Raw genomic sequence first — 16,361 nt, 5'->3', positions numbered from 1 at the left:
GGCACCCGGAAAGCCGTCAGGCGGATCGGGTACCGAGAAGCGCTCTCTGTGAAAAGATCGCAGGTCAGGGGGGGAGTGCCGAATTCGCGGTCAGCCGCACCCAGGGGAGCCGGAGCCTGTTCCCGATCAGCAGGCGCAGCGGATGTTCGCCGGACCGTCCTCTCGTGCTCGGCACCACCGCCACGTGGCTCCACCGGTCGACGTGGGCCGCTTTCGCGGCGCAAGGGTGGTGATCCGTGGGGATCTCCGGAAGAGAATCGGGGCCGGTGTTCAGTTCCGAGATCAATCCTTCCACGACATCGAGAAGCTCACCCAGGCTTGCGACAACATGGACGCCGGGCTTTTTCGCGTAGTCGCGGGCCCAGTCGTGTTCAAGCAGTTGGTCCGGCATGATCACGGGCCGCCCGTGCTCCAATGCGAGCCTGGCCTGGATGCGTGCACCGCTCTTCCACGGAGCCTCGACCACGACGGTAGCCGCCGCGTAGCCGCTCATCACGGCGTTTCTCATCGGGAAGTTGCGCTGGTGCGGCGGAGTGTCCGGCCAGAACTGGCTGATGACCAGGCCATCGCAGGAGATTCGTTCCTGCAGTGCGCGGTTCTGGGCGGGATAGAACTGGTTGATTCCCGTTCCGATAACGGCGACCGTCCGTCCGTCCGCGTCCAGCGCGGCTCGATGGGCGGCGGTGTCGATCCCCTTCGCGAGACCACTCACCACTGTCACGCCATTTCGAGCAAGGTCAGTGGCCACCGCAGAGGCTATGCCGAGTCCTCGCTCGCTGGCCTGCCGGGTGCCGGCCACTGCGATCGCACGGTGGTCCGCCCGGAGCGTGCCGCGGGAGAAAAGCACCGGCGGCGTCTGGTGGATGCTGCGCAGTCGGCTCGGGTAGTCGGGGTCGAAGAAGGCGTGCACCCCGATTCCGGCGGAGTCCCAGGCGTTCAACGCCTGCTACGCCGGGGAGCGCCTCAGGGAGTGGCGACGACCGGGTCGCGGCGTGGCGGCGTCGTTTCGCCGTCCTCGACGTCCATCCCGCCCTCGCCGTACGGCGGGGCCTGCCGGTCGCGGGCGCGCGGGAGACCGATGCGGTTCTCCTCCCGGCGCGACAGCGGGCTCCCGGCCGTCGGCGGCTCTGTGAACTGGTCATCGAGGGTCTGGTGGAGGATGCACATCACGCGGTCCTGGAGTTCGGCCGGCTCATCAGGCCGGCGGGGTCGATCACGATGCCGATCACGCCGAGATCCTTGAGCATGCTCCGCAGCGCGGGCTCGCTCAGACGGACCCAGCCATGGTCGCTGCCCAGCACCTTCGTCAGCCGCAGCGGCGAGGTGAAGGCCACGGCCGTCCGTGTGCCCGCGGCCGTCCGGAACAGGCGTAGCGCCAGGGAGAACGAGCTGCGGCGGACCGGCACATATAAGGGATCTTCGAGCATTGTCATGCCTTCCGGAGGGAGCAACGAAGGCGACGTTAGGCGCCACGCGACCAGCGGGAACGCCGTCACTACGGAATCCCGACGCCCTGCCGCCGAAAGCTGACGCGACGTTGATGCGTCGCCGCGTCCCTGGCCGCGGCGACGAGCACGTCTTCACCGGCGCGGGTCGCGGCGTCGAGCACGTCTCACCGTGCTGGTCGCCGCCCGTCGCCCGTCGCCCGTCGCCCGTCGCCCGTCGACCGGCAACGGCGGCGTCCGCCGCCTTCGAACGCGCGACTACGAGGGCATGCCCGGCCGCGTAGAAGCGGCGTGGAAGCGGCGTGGAAGCGGTGTAGGAGTGGCGTAGATGTTCCGGCGCTCGGCGTAGCGAACGCGTCAAGAACCTCAAGACCCCTCAGAGCAGGCGCTTTGCTGGTTAAAGGGCCGCCGGTCCGGCGGCCGGGCAAGCATCCGGATTTGAGGAAGTGAGATGGCCGACGTCATCTTCGTCGCCCTGACGGTCGCGATATTCGCGATCTGCGGGCTCGTGGTGAAGGCGGTGGAGCGCCTGTGAGCGCTGTCAACGCCGTGGGTCTGGTCGTGGCCGCCGGCCTGGTGGTCTTCATGGTCGCGGCCCTGCTGTTCCCGGAGCGTTTCTGATGTCGCCCACCACGGCCGGGATCCTGTTCATCGGATCCCTCGTCGTCGTCCTGGTGCTGACGCACCGGCCGCTCGGCGACTACATGCACCGCGTCTACAGCGGCACGCGGCACCTGGCCGTCGAACGAGTGATGTACCGGCTCATCGGGGTACGGCCGGACGCCGAGCAGCGGTGGAGCGTCTACGCCCGCAGCGTGCTCGCCTTCTCCGCCGTCTCGATCCTGTTCCTCTACGCCTTCCAGCGCCTGCAGGACAAGCTGCTGCTGAGCCTCGGCTTTCCCGGGGTGGCGGACCACGTGGCGTGGAACACCGCGGTCAGCTTCGTCACCAACACCAACTGGCAGGCGTACTCGGGTGAGTCCACGATGGGCCACCTGGTGCAGATGGCCGGCCTGGCGGTGCAGAACTTCGTGTCGGCCGCCGTCGGCATGGCCGTGGCGATCGCCCTGGTGCGCGGCTTCGCCCGCAAGCGGACGGACGAGCTCGGCAATTTCTGGGTTGACCTGGTGCGCGGCACGGTCCGCGTCCTGCTGCCGATCGCGTTCGCCGGGGCGCTCCTCCTGGTGGCCGGCGGCGTGATCCAGAACTTCGCGGGCGTCCACGAGGTCGCCACGCTGACCGGGGGCACGCAGGGCATCACCGGCGGGCCGGTGGCCGGCCAGGAGGTCATCAAGGAGCTCGGCAACAACGGCGGCGGCTTCTACAACGCCAACTCCGCCCACCCCTTCGAGAACGCGACCTCCTGGACGAACTGGCTGGAGATCTTCCTGATCCTCGTGCTGCCGTTCGCGCTGCCGCGCACGTTCGGGCGCATGGTGGGCGACCGGCGGCAGGGCTACGCGATCGTCGCGATCATGGGCGTGCTGGCCTTCGCGAGCGTCGCGCTGCTCACGGGGCTGGAGATCGCGCATCACGGCACCGTTCCGCAGGCGGTCGGCGCCGCGATGGAAGGCAAGGAGGTCAGGTTCGGCGTGCCCGACTCGGGCACCTTCGCCGCGGCCACGACGCTGACCTCGACCGGCGCGGTCGACTCCTTCCACGACTCCTACACCGCGCTCGGCGGCATGATGACGATGGTCGACATGATGCTGGGCGAGGTGGCGCCCGGCGGGGTGGGCGCGGGCCTGTACGGCATGCTCGTGCTCGCGGTGATCACCGTGTTCGTCGCCGGTCTCATGGTGGGCCGTACGCCGGAGTATCTGGGCAAGAAGATCGGCTCGCGCGAGATCAAGCTGGCCTCGCTCTACTTCCTGACCACGCCGGTGCTCGTGCTCGTGGGCACCGCCCTGGCCATGGCCTCGCCCGGGCAGCGGGCGAGCATGCTCAACTCCGGGCCGCACGGCCTGTCCGAAGTGCTCTACGCGTTCACCAGCGCCTCCAACAACAACGGGTCGGCGTTCGGCGGCATCACCGTGAACACCCCGTGGTACGACACCGCGCTCGGGCTGTGCATGGCCTTCGGCCGGTTCCTGCCGATCGTCTTCGTGCTCGGCCTCGCCGGTTCGCTGGCCAGGCAGGCCCCCGCACCGGCCTCGGCGGGCACGCTCCCCACCCACCGCCCGCAGTTCGTCGGCATGGTCGTCGGCGTGACGATCATCGTCGTGGCGCTGACCTTCCTCCCCGCTCTGGCGCTCGGCCCGCTCGCAGAAGGAATCCAGTGATGACAATGCTCCAGGCGCCGGAAACCTCGGCTCCCGCACCCGCTCCGGAGAAGGGCGGCAAGGTGGGCGGTGGTCTGCTCGACCCCAGGCAGCTCGTGCGGTCGCTGCCCGAGGCCCTGCGCAAGCTGAACCCCGCCACGCTGTGGCGCAACCCGGTGATGCTCATCGTCGAGGTCGGCGCGGCGTTCACCACCGTGCTCGCGCTCACCGATCCCTCGTTCTTCGCCTGGGCGATCGCGGTCTGGCTGTGGCTGACCGTCGTGTTCGCCAACCTGGCCGAGGCCGTGGCCGAGGGCCGGGGCAAGGCCCAGGCCGCCACGTTGCGGGCGGCCAAGCGCGACACGATGGCCCGGCGGCTGCCGGACCCGGCCGACCCCGGGCGCCGGGAGACGGTGGGCGCCCCCGAACTCCGGCAGGGCGACCATGTCATCGTCGAGGCCGGCGAGATCATCCCGGGCGACGGCGACGTGGTCGAGGGCATCGCCAGCGTGGACGAGTCGGCCATCACCGGGGAGTCCGCACCGGTGATCCGCGAGTCCGGCGGCGACCGCTCGGCCGTCACGGGCGGCACCAAGGTTCTGTCGGACCGGATCATCGTACGGATCACCCAGAAGCCGGGGGAGAGCTTCATCGACCGGATGATCGCCCTGGTCGAGGGCGCGAACCGGCAGAAGACCCCCAACGAGATCGCCCTCAACATCCTGCTGGCCGCACTCACGATCATCTTCTTGATCGCCACGGTGACCATGCAGCCGCTGGCGATCTACTCCAAGGCGCAGAACCCCGGTATCCCCGACTCCCTGGCACTGAACGGGAACGGCGTCACCGGCATCGTGCTGATCTCGCTGCTGGTCTGCCTCATCCCGACCACGATCGGGGCGCTGCTGTCGGCCATCGGCATCGCCGGCATGGACCGCCTGGTGCAGCGCAACGTGCTGGCCATGTCCGGCCGCGCGGTCGAGGCAGCCGGTGACGTCAGCACGCTGCTGCTCGACAAGACCGGCACGATCACCCTGGGCAACCGGCAGGCGGCCGAGTTCCTTCCGGTGCCCGGTGTGCCCGTCATGGAGCTCGCGCGGGCGGCGCAGCTGTCCAGCCTGGCGGACGAGACCCCCGAGGGCCGTTCGATCGTGGTCTACGCCAAGAACACCTTCGGCCTGCGCGAACGGCGGCCGGGCGAGCTGGCCCACGCCGGCTGGATTCCGTTCACCGCGCAGACCCGCATGTCCGGCGTCGACGTCGACGGGCGCCGGGTCCGCAAGGGCGCCGCGGCCGCCGTGATCAGGTGGGTGCGCGACAACGGCGGCCGGCCCTCCGCGTACGTCGGGCAGCTGGTCGACGGGATCTCCGCCTCCGGCGGCACGCCGCTCGTGGTGGGCGAGATCGATGGCTGCACGGCCCGGGTGCTCGGCGTCATCCACCTCAAGGACGTCGTCAAGACGGGCATGCGCGAGCGGTTCGACGAGATGCGCCGGATGGGCATCCGCACCGTCATGATCACCGGGGACAACCCGCTCACCGCCAAGGCCATCGCCGACGAGGCGGGCGTGGACGACTTCCTGGCCGAGGCGACCCCGGAGGACAAGCTCGCCCTGATCCGCAAGGAGCAGGAGGGCGGGCGGCTGGTCGCGATGACCGGCGACGGCACCAACGACGCCCCGGCGCTGGCCCAGGCCGACGTGGGGGTGGCGATGAACACCGGCACCTCGGCCGCCAAGGAGGCCGGGAACATGGTCGATCTCGACTCCAACCCGACCAAGCTCATCGAGATCGTCGAGATCGGCAAGCAACTGCTGATCACCCGGGGTGCGCTGACCACCTTCTCCATCGCCAACGACATCGCGAAGTATTTCGCGATCATCCCGGCCATGTTCGCCGCCGTCTATCCGGGCCTGGACACGCTGAACGTCATGCGGCTGCACAGCCCGCAGTCGGCCATCCTGTCCGCGGTCATCTTCAACGCCCTGGTCATCGTCGCGCTGATCCCGCTCGCCCTGCGCGGCGTGCGCTACCGCCCCTCCAGCGCGTCGAAACTGCTCAGCCGCAACCTCTACATCTACGGCCTCGGCGGGATCGTCGTCCCGTTCATCGGCATCAAGCTCATCGACCTGCTCATCATGTTCCTTCCGGGGATGTCATAAATGGAACGCCTGCCAAGCTGGATCCGCCGGCACATCGCGGCGCTGCGCGCGCTTCTCGTGCTCACCCTGGTGACCGGCGCGATATACCCGCTGCTGGTCACGGGCGTCGCGCAGGCCGTGTTCAACGGCAACGCCGACGGCTCCCTCCTCAAGGAGGGCGGCAAGGATGTGGGCAGCGCCCTCATCGGCCAGAGCTTCACCGACGCGGACGGCAACCCGATCAAAACGTACTTCCAGAGCCGCCCATCCGCGAGCGGTTACGATCCGTCGGCCTCGGGCGCGAGCAACCTCGGCCCGGAGGACGTCCTCGACACCCTCCCCGTGCCGGGCGCCAAGGACGACGAGGGGAACCCCGACACCGGCAGGCAGAGCCTGCTCACCCAGGTGTGCGCCCGGTCCAAGGCGATCGGCGAACTGGAGGGCGTCAGCGGGGCCAGGCCGTACTGCACGGCGGACGGCGTCGGCGCGGTGCTCAAGGTCTTCCCCGCCGCCGGCACACCCACGAAGGTCGTCAGCGTCAACCAGGCCTGTCCCGCCACGCCGTTCGTCCCGGTCTACGAAGGGGTGAAGGTCGAGTGCGGCAGGCCGGGCGAGGACTACTCGGCCGGGCGCACTGTGCCGGTGCGCGGCGACGCCCGCGCGGTCGTCCCGCCGGACGCCGTCACCGCGAGCGGCAGCGGCCTCGACCCGGACATCTCCATCGCGTACGCCGAACTGCAGGCCCCACGGGTGGCCAGGGAGCGCGGCGTCGGCCTGGACACCGTACGAGCCCTCATCAGGCGGCACACGACCGGCCGGGCGCTCGGGTTCATGGGAGAGCCCGGCGTGAACGTGCTGGAGCTCAACCTGGATCTCGACAGGCTGAAGAGATGAGCTGAAGGGCGCTCGGGCGGCCGCGAGTCCACCGCGGCGCGGCACCCGGGGCCGGCAGGACCCACGACCGCCCGGTGGCGAACGTCCGGCGTCTGGAGCCGGTGGACGGGGCGCCCGCTTAACCGGTGCAGGCAGGTGTAACTTTCATCGGCCGGGTCCTGGCACTAACCGGTTCACCACAGGTGAGAAGGCATGTGGGAAGATCGGGCCGGGCGGCGTGATTGCGGAGAGGGCCTCCGGGCGTATTCGGTGCGAACGCTCCCGTACGTACGCTCGATGAGGAAGTCCCCATGAGACGAGGGTTACGCCCACTCCACCTGCTCGTGTCGCCGGCTCTCGCCCTGACGGCGGGCATGGCGGCGGGCATGGCGGCGGGCATGGTGGCGTTCTCCCACACGGCCGCCGGCGCGGCGAGCTCCGGCTTCGTGCAGCGGTGTGGCATCCATTTCTGCCTGGACGGCAAGATGTACTACTTCGCGGGCGCGAACACCTACGACGTGTTCACCTACGGCGGCAGCTACGGCGACACCGAGACGCAGTACATGGACAAGGCGCGCATCGACGCGCACATGGCCGAGCTGCAGGCCGACAAGGTGAGCGTGCTGCGGCTGTGGATGTTCAGCCATGAGAGCCGGCACGGGTTCGAGCCCGGCAAGGGCGTGTACAACGACCAGCAGTTCGCGCTGTTCGACTACGTCATCGAGTCCGCCAAGGCGCACGACATCCGGCTCATCCCGGTGTTCGAGAACTACTGGGAGGCGTACGGCGGCATCGACACCCGGCTGAGGTGGGAGGGCCTGAGCGGCGGGCACCCCGGGCGCGCCGTCTTCTTCGACAAGACCAAGTGCCCGGGCTGCTTCACCCAGTACAAGAACTATGTCGACTACGCACTCAACCGCACGAACCACTACAGCGGGATCACCCGGCGCTCGCCGTGTTCCGGGCGCACTCGGCCCGGATGGCGGCCAAGAGCGGAGGCGCCGCCTCGCCCTCTCCGTCTCCCAGCGCGTCTCCCAGCGCGTCTCCCAGCGCGTCTCCCAGCGCGTCTCCCAGCGCGTCTCCCAGCGCGTCTCCGTCCGCCTCGCCCAGCCGGTCCCCGTCGCCACCGTCGCCGTCACCGTCTCCTTCCGCCGGCCCGTCCGTCTCCCCGTCTCCCTCTCCTTCGGCCCCGTCTCCCTCTCCTTCGGTTACGCCGACGTCGGTGCCCTGCACGGTGACGTACAAGACCAACGACTGGGGGAGCGGCTTCACCGCTGACGTCACGATCGCCAACGGCACGAGCAGCGCGCTCAACGGCTGGACCCTGGTGTTCGACTTCGCCGGAAACCAGAAGATCACCAACGCCTGGAACGGCACCGCCACCCAGTCCGGCACCCGGGTGACGGTGCAGAACGCGAGCTGGAACGGCGCGATCCCGGCCAACGGCGGCACGGCGAGCTTCGGTTTCCAGGCGAGCTACAGCGGATCCAACGCCGCCCCGGGCATGTTCACGCTCAACGGCGCCCCCTGCGTACGGAGGTGACCCCGCGACCGGCCCCGGCCGACGCGCGCGCTCGCGCCGCCCGGAACCGACGATGACTCACGGGTGGTCGTCTCCGCCGAGGCGGCGCCTGGAGAACACTATGCGCGCCGGCACGGGACCAGGTCAGGTGGTGCGGCGGGAGCGGGCCAGAGCGAGCCCGCCGAGAAGCATGGCGATCGGCCCGGCCACCAGGTCCACCCAGCCCCCGACGATGCCGTAGCCGGTGCCGGGACCACCCTTGGCGGCGGCCACGACCAGCACGCCGATGATCGTGCAGGTCAGCCCAGCCGCCAGGGCCACGACGGCCCCCCTTCTCCCGGTGCCTGCACCGATTCGGCCCGCGGCGCGGGCCAGGGCCAGCCCGCCGACGACGACGCCGGCCAGCCCCAGCAGCGCCGCCGCCAGGGCCCAGAGACGCCCGGTGGTCAGGGTGTAGGCACCGACCGGCTGGACCAGAACGCGCGCGGCCGCCGGTGTGGTGCGCCCCGCGATCGTGAGCAGGGCGGCGGTGGCGGCGGCGGGCAGGTGCAGAAGGGACATGGGGATCCTTTCGGTCGGCTGAACGGGCCCGCGGCATGCGCGTGCCGAGGCGCCGGTGCGGAGCGCCCGGGAGGGGCCTCACGGAAACCGATCGTCGCGCCGCCGGGGCGGCCGGGGCTTCCGGCAGCGGTCGGCACCGGCTACGCGGTTCCGCGTAGCCGGGCCGGACCCAGGTACGCCCCTGGCGGTAGGGCGGCCGCGCGTCCGGGCGGAGTGGCCCCGCACACGCGGAACCGTAGGATCGCGGCATGGAACACCGCGTGGCGTCGTTGCGCCTGCCGGCACCGGCGCAGGACGTGTTGCTCGCGCTGTTCGTCACGGTGGCGCAGGTGCAGGGCACGATCGTCCGCAACGCCGGCGAGGTGGTGCAGCGTCCCCTCACCGACCTGGGAAACCTCGGATATGTCCTGCTGGTCGTGAGCGGCGTCGTCGTCGCCGTACGCCGCCGGTGGCCGGTGCCGGTGTTCGTCACCGCCGCGCTCGCCAGCCTGGTGTACTACGGCCTCGGCTTCCCGGACGGGCCGGGCTGGCTCGGGCTCTTCGCCGCCCTCTACACGCTTGCCGCGTACGGGGACGGGCGCCGGTCGCTGGTGATCGCCGGGGCGGGTATCGCGGTGCTCACCGCCGTCTGGCTGGTCGCCGCGTCCGGCATCGAGCCACGCGCCGCCATCGGCTGGGTGTACTTCCGCATCGGCGCGTCGGTCATGAGCGCGGCCCTCGGCGAGTCCGTCCGGTCCCGGCAGGTCATCGCGGCCGAGGCCCGGGAGCGCGCCGAGCTGGCCGAGCGGACCCGCGAGGAGGAGGCGCGGGCGCGCGTGAACGCCGAACGGCTCCGGATCGCGCGCGAGGTCCACGACACCGTCGCGCACGCGATCGCGGTCATCAACGTCCAGTCCGGTGTCACCGCGCACGTGCTCGACAAGCGGCCGGAAGTGGCGCGCGAGGCGCTGCGCGCCATCGAGGAGCACAGTTCCCGGGCGCTGCGGGAGATGCGGGCCATCCTGGGAGTGCTCCGCGACGACGACGGCGACGACAACGAGGGGCGGGAGCCGTACCCCGGGCTGGGACAGATCGGCGAGCTGGCCGCCAAGGCGCGCGAGGCCGGACTCGACATCACGGTCGAGGAGGCTCCGCCCGCGACGTCGTTGCCGAGCGCGGTGGGCAGCGCCGCCTACCGGATCGTCCAGGAATCGATCACCAACGTGGTCCGTCACGTCGGCCCGACCCAGGTGACGGTGGAGCTGAACCCCGGGATCGAGGCCTTGGAGATCCGCGTCACCGATGAGGGCCGCCGCGCCGCCGCAGGTCATGCTGATCCGCGCCTGCCCGCCCGGCATCCGAGCGGCGTCGCAGGCTCGGCCGGGCCCGGCCGCGGCATCGCCGGCATGCGCGAGCGCTGCCGGCTGCTGGGCGGAGAGCTCGACGCCGGGCCGCTTCCGGGCGGCGGGTTCGAGGTCAGGGCACGCCTGCCCCTCGCGCCGACCGGGCCGCGCGCATGAACGCGGCGGAGGCCGCACCGATCAAGGTGCTGATCGCCGATGACGAGCGTCTGGTGCGTTCCGGGTTCAAGGTCCTGCTCGACATCGAGGACGACATCACGGTGGTGGGGGAGGCCACCGACGGCGCCGAAGCCGTCGAACGGGCCCGTGCCACCCGCCCCGACGTCGTCCTCATGGACATCCGCATGCCCAGGCTGGACGGGATCCAGGCGACCGCCCGGATTTCCGAGACGCGCGGGCTGGAGCAGGTGCGGGTGCTCATCCTCACCACCTACGACACCGACGAGTACGTGTTCGACGCACTGCAGGCCGGGGCGAGCGGCTTCCTGCTCAAGGACGCCGGGCCTGCCGAGCTCCTGCACGCCATCCGGGTGATCGCCGCCGGGGACGCGCTGCTCGCGCCGCGGATCACCCGGCGCCTCATCGGCCGGTTCGCCGCGCTGCGAACGGCCGCCCGGGCGGGGGAGGACCGCCTCGCGGTGCTGACCGAGCGCGAGCGCGAGGTGCTGGCCCTGGTGGGACGGGGGCTGAGCAACCACGAGATCGGCGCCGAGTTGTTCCTCAGCCCGGCCACCGCGCGCACCCACGTCAGCCGCGCGATGGCGAAGCTGGGCGCGCGCGACCGCGCGCAACTGGTCGTCATCGCCTATCAGGCAGGACTGGTCGGCCCCGCGATGTGAGGCACGGCCGGGTCGCGCTCGTGCGGCGGCTGGGGGCCGTGCCGCCACCGCCCGCACCGCACCGGCGTTCCAGGTGGGCGCCGCAGGTGCGGCAACCGCACCTCTTGACGACTGCGGGCGGCGGAAGCACAAATTTATTTGCGCAAATTATCTCGTGGATTTGCTACGCTGTCGGGCGTGAGCAAGAAGACGGGCCGGATCACCGACCCAACGGTCCTCAAGGTCATCGCCCACCCCGCACGGCTACGGCTGTACGAGGTCCTGGTGGCGGACGGGCCGGCGACCGCCGCCCAACTGGCCAGACATGTCCCCGGGGCGCCCGGCTCGCTGAGCTACCACCTGCGCAGGCTCGCCGCCCACGGCTTCATCGAGGAGGCGCCCGACCTGTGCGAGGACGGGCGGGAGCGCTGGTGGCGGGCGATACCGGGCGGCGTCCGCTGGTCCCCGGAGGACTTCGCGGACAGCCCGGGGGCGCAGGAGGTGGCGGCGACCGCGCAGCGGGTGCTCATCGGGCGCCACATCGATCGGCTGCAGGAATGGCTGGCCGACGGTCCGCAGCGCTGGGGAACCGCCTGGGCGTCGGCGGCGAAGAGCACCGACAGCGTGCTCCGCCTCACACCCGACGAGCTGCGCGAGCTCGGCAGGGAACTCGACGCCGTCATCGAACGATGGGCCGGACGCCCCGACGGCCCGGGTCGAGACCACGTGTTCCTGTTCCTGCACGCCTTTCCCATCGCAGGGTCCGCACCCGCGAGCGACACGGGCACCGAGCCCCGGTAGGCCCAGACCTCATCCCCCTTCTCCCCAGGAACACCGCCATGCCGCACGACAGCAGGTCGCAACGACGATTGCCACGGCCCCTGAGCCCTACCGGACGGCAGCGGACTGAGCGGCCGGCGGGAGTACTGCGCGCGCCGGGCTTCGGCCGTTATCTCACCGGGTTCGGCATGTCGTTGGTGGGCGACCAGATCTGGTTCATCGCCTTGGGCTGGGCGGCGGCCCGCACGGGAGACCCCCGGCAGGCGGCACTCGTCATGACGGCCGCGTCCGTTCCCCGGGCGGTGCTGATCCTGCTCGGGGGGACGGTCGCCGACCGCTACGGTCCCTTGCGGGTGACCCTGGCGAGCCAGACGCTGCGCGCCGCCCTCATGCTCGCCTTCGCCGTCGCGGTGGTGACGGCATCCGCGCCGCACCTCTGGTTGCTGATCGGGGTGGCGCTGCTGTTCGGCGCACTGGACGCCGCCCACATGCCCGCCGCAGCGGCGCTGCCGCCCGCGTTGCTGCAGCCGCGGCAGCTGCCCGCAGGTCAGGGACTCGTCCAGACCCTGGAACGAACGGCCACGGTGCTCGGGGCTCCGCTCGGGGGGATTCTCGTCGCCGCCGGCGGCCCCGGTCTGGCCGCCGCCGCCAACGCCGCGCTGTTCACCGCCGCGCTGCTGCTGTTGCGCTCCCTGCGGCTCCGCGTACGACCGCAGCCGGACGAGCCGGAGAACCCTCGTGAAAAGGAGAACCTGTTCGCGTCCCTGTGGACCGGACTGCGCTACGCCGCCACCACACCCGTCCTCGGCCCCGTGTTGCTGGTCGTCACCACCTTGAATCTCGCGCTCTCCGCCCCCCTCAACGTCGGCGTGGCGCTGCTGGCCGAAAACCGTGGGTGGAACGCGACCGGCTTCAGCCTCGTCATCAGCGGATTCGGCATCGGAGCCGTCGCCGGTGCGCTGCTTCTCGTGGCTCTCCCGCCCGCGCGTAAACCGGCCGTCACGGGATTGCGCTGGGTCGCCGCGGGCGCCGCCTTCGTCGCGCTGCTGCCGTTCGTGCCCGGCCTCCCGCTCGCGGCCGTCGCGGCCGCCGGGCTCGGGTTCACCTCGGGACCCGCGGGCGCACTGCTCCTCGGAGTCGTCCAGGCCAACACCAGCCATGCCTACCTGGGGCGCGTCATGGCACTGGTCAGCTTCTCCGCCCTCGGGCTGGTGCCCGTCTCCTACACCGTCTTCGCCGTCATGGTCGAGCGCTTCAGCCTCCACGCGGCGTTCGGCGCCTGCGCGATCGCCGAAATCGCCGCCACCGGCGTAGCCCTCGGCACCCGATCGATCCGCGCGGCCACCACACCCCGCGAAGACCCGGCGGATCGTCACCACCCTGCATGAGGTCCGGTGCTGCGGGAGCCATCACGAGACCGAGCGGCCGCTTTTCCTTCGTGTTCGGCCCGGAGACGCAGGCGACGGCCACTAGGGTGGGCGGGTCGACGCGACGGGAACGGCGCATGACGCGTTCCCTGCTCGTGTCCGTACGCCACGCCCACCCGGGAGACGCGACACGATGTCCAGCCACAGGGCCACCGTCGACGTGGTGGTGCTCACCATGAACGACCGGCCCGAGGGCGGGCACGGGCAGCGCCGCCCCATGTCGTGGGCCACCGTGGTGCGGCTCACCCTGGCGGGCCGCCCCCCGATCATCTGACCCCGCGGGCCGAACGCGCACGATCCCCGCCGGCCGGGTCCGGCCGGCGGGGACGAGCCGCCGCTAGCGGGCCGTGAGGGTCCAGAGGTGGTCGGCGGTGCCGTTGTCCTCCCACTGGAGGACCTGGGCGCCGGGCGACTTGCTCATGCCGTTGACGCCGAGCAGCAGACCGCTGTTGTAGTTGCGGATCTTGTAGCGGCCGTTCCCGTCCGGTAGGAACGACCACAGATGGTCGGCGGTGCCGTTGTCACCCCAGATCAGGGCCGTACCGCCGTTGCCGGTGCTCATGTTGGTGATGCCGAGGAGCAGCCCGCTCGCCCTGTTGACGATCTTGTAGAGGCCGGAGCCGCTGTCGACGAGGGTCCACGTCTGGGTGGCGCTGGACGAGGGAGTGGCCTGGTCGACCAGGGTGCCCTGGCCGGTGCCGGAGTTCAGCGTGTCCAGGGCGAGGCCGCTGTTCACGTTCCTGATCTGGTACGACCCGGCCAGCGAGGTGCCGGGGTTGCCGCCGCCGCTGCCCGGAGTGACGACCAGGTGATATCCGTAGGTGGCGTTCATCGCCGGGATGGGCACGGTGATCGAGCCGTTGTTCACGGTGTAGTTCGACTCGGCCAGCGTGCTGGGTCCGGAGACGGCCACCGTACGGCCGGGGGAGGGGGTGTACTCGACCTTCACATGGGCGGTCCCGCCGAAGGAGCCGAGCCCGTTGATCGCCACGGCGCTGTCACCGGAGCCGCCTCCGACGATGACGCTGAGCTGGTCACCGGCGCTGTTCATCGCCGCGGCGCCGTCGATGCCGGTCTGCGCGGGCGGCGTGGTCGTCACCATGTTGCCGCTCATGTCGGCGTACCACTTGTAGAGCCAGTAGGCGCCGTTGGGCGAGCCGCCGCGGCCGGTGAGCAGGTCGCCGAGCGTGCCGGACTGGTTCCAGAACGCCAGCTCGGCGTCGTGGACGCCCAGCCGCTCGAACTTGGCGATGTACCCGACGAGGGCGCCGGGGATGCCGACCTCCGATGGGGCGGCGTACTCCTCGATGGCGATCGGACGCGGGCTGATGCCGTACTTCTTCTCGAGGTTGACGACCGTGGCGATGTCGCCGGCGATCTTCGAGGACCTGATCAGCTCATGCCAGGCGATGATGTCCGGCACGGTGTTGGTCGCGACCGCGTTCCTCAGGAAGTTGTCCATGTCGCTGATGTTGTCCGAGAAGCTCGGCCCCTGGATCGGGGTCGTCGGGTCCTTGGCCCGCACCTCACGGTAGGTCCTGGTCCAGAAGTCCTCGAAGGTGCCGTTCGCCGAGTTCCAGGTGTTGTCCGACTCGTTCCACAGCTCGTACGCGGCGAGGTTGGTGATGCCGGACGCCTTGGTCTGCGCGATCTGCTGGTCGACCAGGCTGAACCAGTTGCTCCAGCTGAACTGGTATGGCCAGCCCGCGTACACGTCGGACAGCCGGTTCACGACCTTCGCGCCGGCCCTGGCCGCCTTCGGGGCGACGGTCAGGATGTCGCCCGTCGGCTGCTGCCTGCCGCCCTGCGGCTTCTGCACGAAGGTGTTCGGCTTGATGGCCTGGGCGAGGTTGTCCGCCGGCGTCGACGCGTCCGCCAGGCCGTACAGCGAGCCGCTCGCCACGTGCGTCACCGGACGGAAGGGCTGGTCGGCGTTGACCACCAGCGTGGTCGAGGGACTCGCGGCGGCGCCGGCGGGGGCGGCGGCGAGGGGCGCGCCGGCCGCGCTGAGGGCGAGCGAGGTGAGCAGGGCGGCGGCCTGCCCGGCTCTGGATCTGGTCGTCTTCATGCGTCTCTCCTGGGGGGTGTGGGGGTGTCCGCGGAGTGGACCGCGGGGGCGTCGGCGGGCGACGAGGATGACGCGGGGCGCACAACCCGGGCTGAGCAACTGTGCGCAAAGGTTTTCCGAGCCGGAAACGTACGATGAACTTGTCCGGCCGTCAAGACTGTCCGCCATGCGGCTTTCTTTCTGCGCACGATTTCCCGACGCGGACAGCGGGGGTATCGGGACCACCGCAAAGGTGGAGGCAAAGGATTGCGTACGCCGGAATCGAGCCGTACGATCACGTCGGCGAGCCTCCGCGAAAACCGGCCTGGCCAGGGGATTTCCCCGGCCGCCCGCCGCCGGAGGCTCCTCGTCGGCCGAGCGGGCGCATGCCGGGAGGCTTCACCGGCGACGCTCGGGATGAGTGAGCGTGAAAATTTCGCTCATCTCGCGATAGCTTTCTGGGCATCCTGCCGTAAGATCTCGGAGCTCAGGACGTGAGATCGCCGCCGTCCCGCCTGGGGTGACCCTGATTCGCCCGGAGGATTTCACGTAACTTTCATCGCCTTCGCCAGCGTCCGTTCCGTCGTATGTCGCCGGTAACCAGGGCCGATCTGTCAAGATGACCTGCGGGGTGAAAGCGGCTTTACCCGCGTCGTTGACAGCCCCGCAGGTTCGAGCCGACACTTTCGCCGTCTGTCCGATAATTTCGCCCGCTACGAAGGGTCTCGACCGCTGTCGATCCGGATCGCGGACCGCGACAGGGTCCTCAGATCGGCGGCCGTGTGACGACCGGCCAACCTCCGCCGCGGCGCTGCGGGGGCCGCCACCCCGGCCGTCGGCACCACGTCGCTCCGGCCGCCGTCGGCCCGTTGAGGAGGAGGCGCGTACATGAATCACCTTCCCGTCCGGATGAGAAGCCGCGGGTCCGGCGGCGTACGGCTGTTCATCGGCCGTGTCTGCGCCGTGGCGCTGGCCGCTGCCGTGGCGTTGCTGCCCGGTGTCGCCAACGCGGCCGTGACGACGAACCAGACCGGCACCAACAACGGATACTTCTATTCGTTCTGGACCGACAGCCAGGGCACGGTCTCCATGGAGCTGGGCTCCGGCGGAAACTACAGCACCTCCTGGCGCAACACCGGCAACTTC

The 16,361-nt window shown here is 70.6% G+C and carries 17 protein-coding genes; 12 read left to right on the top strand and 5 right to left on the bottom strand.

The features are described 5' to 3' along the window. Positions 1-64 precede the first annotated feature (64 nt). The 3 genes from FLV34_RS12690 to FLV34_RS12680 are packed head-to-tail and all read right to left on the bottom strand — an operon-like array spanning position 65 to position 1,427. Entirely contained in the window at positions 65-940 is an 876-nt protein-coding gene (locus tag FLV34_RS12690; protein ID WP_147943168.1) for a DNA-processing protein DprA, read from the bottom strand. 23 nt (positions 941-963) lie between these two features. Next, on the bottom strand, positions 964-1,167 hold the full coding sequence (locus FLV34_RS12685) for a hypothetical protein (RefSeq protein ID WP_147943167.1): 204 nt from the start codon (positions 1,165-1,167) through the stop codon (positions 964-966). Further along, positions 1,167-1,427: an SAV_915 family protein gene (locus FLV34_RS12680; RefSeq protein ID WP_222709485.1), complete on the bottom strand. Its 261-nt coding sequence runs from the start codon at positions 1,425-1,427 to the stop codon at positions 1,167-1,169. Before FLV34_RS12680 ends, FLV34_RS12685 begins: the two co-directional genes overlap by 1 nt. Positions 1,428-1,976: 549 nt before the next feature. Here FLV34_RS12680 and kdpF point away from each other — a divergent pair. From kdpF to FLV34_RS42345, 6 genes are all read left to right on the top strand, one after another. Next, on the top strand, positions 1,977-2,066 hold the full coding sequence (gene kdpF, locus FLV34_RS12670) for a K(+)-transporting ATPase subunit F (RefSeq protein WP_142647549.1): 90 nt from the start codon (positions 1,977-1,979) through the stop codon (positions 2,064-2,066). Continuing rightward, complete coding sequence (gene kdpA / locus FLV34_RS12665; RefSeq protein ID WP_147943166.1) at positions 2,066-3,727, top strand: potassium-transporting ATPase subunit KdpA; 1,662 nt, start codon at positions 2,066-2,068, stop codon at positions 3,725-3,727. Before kdpF ends, kdpA begins: the two co-directional genes overlap by 1 nt. Further along, a complete protein-coding gene (gene kdpB / locus FLV34_RS12660) occupies positions 3,727-5,868 on the top strand; it encodes a potassium-transporting ATPase subunit KdpB (RefSeq protein WP_147943165.1) in 2,142 nt (713 codons plus the stop codon). Before kdpA ends, kdpB begins: the two co-directional genes overlap by 1 nt. Then, positions 5,869-6,741 carry a potassium-transporting ATPase subunit C gene (locus tag FLV34_RS12655; RefSeq protein ID WP_142647545.1) on the top strand — a complete coding sequence of 291 codons (873 nt, stop codon included), beginning with the start codon at positions 5,869-5,871 and terminating at the stop codon, positions 6,739-6,741. It begins immediately after the preceding gene. Between the two features lie 290 nt (positions 6,742-7,031). Further along, positions 7,032-7,958 (top strand): hypothetical protein, encoded by a 927-nt coding sequence (locus FLV34_RS42350; RefSeq protein ID WP_261985758.1) that lies wholly within the window; start codon positions 7,032-7,034, stop codon positions 7,956-7,958. Next, the gene (locus FLV34_RS42345) at positions 7,943-8,263 is read left to right on the top strand and encodes a cellulose-binding domain-containing protein (RefSeq protein ID WP_261985757.1); all 321 of its coding nucleotides are present in this window, start codon (positions 7,943-7,945) and stop codon (positions 8,261-8,263) included. Before FLV34_RS42350 ends, FLV34_RS42345 begins: the two co-directional genes overlap by 16 nt. A gap of 123 nt (positions 8,264-8,386) precedes the next feature. On the opposite strand, the gene FLV34_RS12645 is transcribed toward FLV34_RS42345, so the two are convergent. Beyond that, positions 8,387-8,803 (bottom strand): DUF6223 family protein, encoded by a 417-nt coding sequence (locus FLV34_RS12645; RefSeq protein WP_222709484.1) that lies wholly within the window; start codon positions 8,801-8,803, stop codon positions 8,387-8,389. A gap of 248 nt (positions 8,804-9,051) precedes the next feature. Between FLV34_RS12645 and FLV34_RS12640 the strand changes: the two genes are divergently transcribed. The 5 genes from FLV34_RS12640 to FLV34_RS41385 all read left to right on the top strand — a co-directional run bounded on the left by FLV34_RS12640 (position 9,052) and on the right by FLV34_RS41385 (position 13,442). Further along, on the top strand, positions 9,052-10,302 hold the full coding sequence (locus FLV34_RS12640; RefSeq protein ID WP_147943163.1) for a sensor histidine kinase: 1,251 nt from the start codon (positions 9,052-9,054) through the stop codon (positions 10,300-10,302). After that, positions 10,299-10,982: a response regulator transcription factor gene (locus tag FLV34_RS12635; protein WP_147943162.1), complete on the top strand. Its 684-nt coding sequence runs from the start codon at positions 10,299-10,301 to the stop codon at positions 10,980-10,982. Before FLV34_RS12640 ends, FLV34_RS12635 begins: the two co-directional genes overlap by 4 nt. A gap of 177 nt (positions 10,983-11,159) precedes the next feature. Next, on the top strand, positions 11,160-11,762 hold the full coding sequence (locus FLV34_RS12630) for a helix-turn-helix transcriptional regulator (protein ID WP_142647537.1): 603 nt from the start codon (positions 11,160-11,162) through the stop codon (positions 11,760-11,762). Positions 11,763-11,929: 167 nt separating this feature from the next. Further along, positions 11,930-13,129 carry an MFS transporter gene (locus FLV34_RS12625; protein ID WP_187280619.1) on the top strand — a complete coding sequence of 400 codons (1,200 nt, stop codon included), beginning with the start codon at positions 11,930-11,932 and terminating at the stop codon, positions 13,127-13,129. 172 nt (positions 13,130-13,301) lie between these two features. Next, positions 13,302-13,442, top strand: a complete 141-nt coding sequence (locus FLV34_RS41385) for a hypothetical protein (RefSeq protein WP_205830212.1) — start codon at positions 13,302-13,304, stop codon at positions 13,440-13,442. A gap of 63 nt (positions 13,443-13,505) precedes the next feature. Here the strand turns inward: FLV34_RS41385 and FLV34_RS12615 are convergent, their stop codons facing one another. Continuing rightward, positions 13,506-15,236 carry an RICIN domain-containing protein gene (locus FLV34_RS12615; protein ID WP_147943160.1) on the bottom strand — a complete coding sequence of 577 codons (1,731 nt, stop codon included), beginning with the start codon at positions 15,234-15,236 and terminating at the stop codon, positions 13,506-13,508. An 867-nt stretch (positions 15,237-16,103) separates the two neighbouring features. On the opposite strand from FLV34_RS12615, the gene FLV34_RS12610 reads away from it, so the two are divergent. Continuing rightward, positions 16,104-16,361 (top strand): glycoside hydrolase family 11 protein (locus FLV34_RS12610; RefSeq protein WP_147943159.1); only part of this gene is annotated, 258 nt, incomplete at its 3' end.

It is taken from the genome of Microbispora sp. CSR-4 (assembly GCF_008033685.1).
In the GTDB taxonomy this organism is placed as follows: Bacteria; Actinomycetota; Actinomycetes; order Streptosporangiales; family Streptosporangiaceae; genus Microbispora.
Note: the sequence above shows the minus strand (reverse complement) of the source record. Positions and strands in the feature narration are given on the sequence as shown.

Coding starts and splice junctions, on each gene's coding strand:
- kdpB (WP_147943165.1), top strand. CDS start 3,727: ATGACAATGCTCCAGGCGCCGGAAACCTCGGCTCCCGCACCCGCTCCG.
- FLV34_RS41385 (WP_205830212.1), top strand. CDS start 13,302: ATGTCCAGCCACAGGGCCACCGTCGACGTGGTGGTGCTCACCATGAAC.
- FLV34_RS12625 (WP_187280619.1), top strand. CDS start 11,930: ATGTCGTTGGTGGGCGACCAGATCTGGTTCATCGCCTTGGGCTGGGCG.
- FLV34_RS12655 (WP_142647545.1), top strand. CDS start 5,869: ATGGAACGCCTGCCAAGCTGGATCCGCCGGCACATCGCGGCGCTGCGC.
- FLV34_RS12635 (WP_147943162.1), top strand. CDS start 10,299: ATGAACGCGGCGGAGGCCGCACCGATCAAGGTGCTGATCGCCGATGAC.
- FLV34_RS12685 (WP_147943167.1), bottom strand. CDS start 1,167: ATGTGCATCCTCCACCAGACCCTCGATGACCAGTTCACAGAGCCGCCG.
- kdpA (WP_147943166.1), top strand. CDS start 2,066: ATGTCGCCCACCACGGCCGGGATCCTGTTCATCGGATCCCTCGTCGTC.
- FLV34_RS12645 (WP_222709484.1), bottom strand. CDS start 8,803: ATGTCCCTTCTGCACCTGCCCGCCGCCGCCACCGCCGCCCTGCTCACG.
- FLV34_RS12615 (WP_147943160.1), bottom strand. CDS start 15,236: ATGAAGACGACCAGATCCAGAGCCGGGCAGGCCGCCGCCCTGCTCACC.
- FLV34_RS12680 (WP_222709485.1), bottom strand. CDS start 1,427: ATGCTCGAAGATCCCTTATATGTGCCGGTCCGCCGCAGCTCGTTCTCC.
- FLV34_RS12640 (WP_147943163.1), top strand. CDS start 9,052: ATGGAACACCGCGTGGCGTCGTTGCGCCTGCCGGCACCGGCGCAGGAC.
- FLV34_RS42350 (WP_261985758.1), top strand. CDS start 7,032: ATGAGACGAGGGTTACGCCCACTCCACCTGCTCGTGTCGCCGGCTCTC.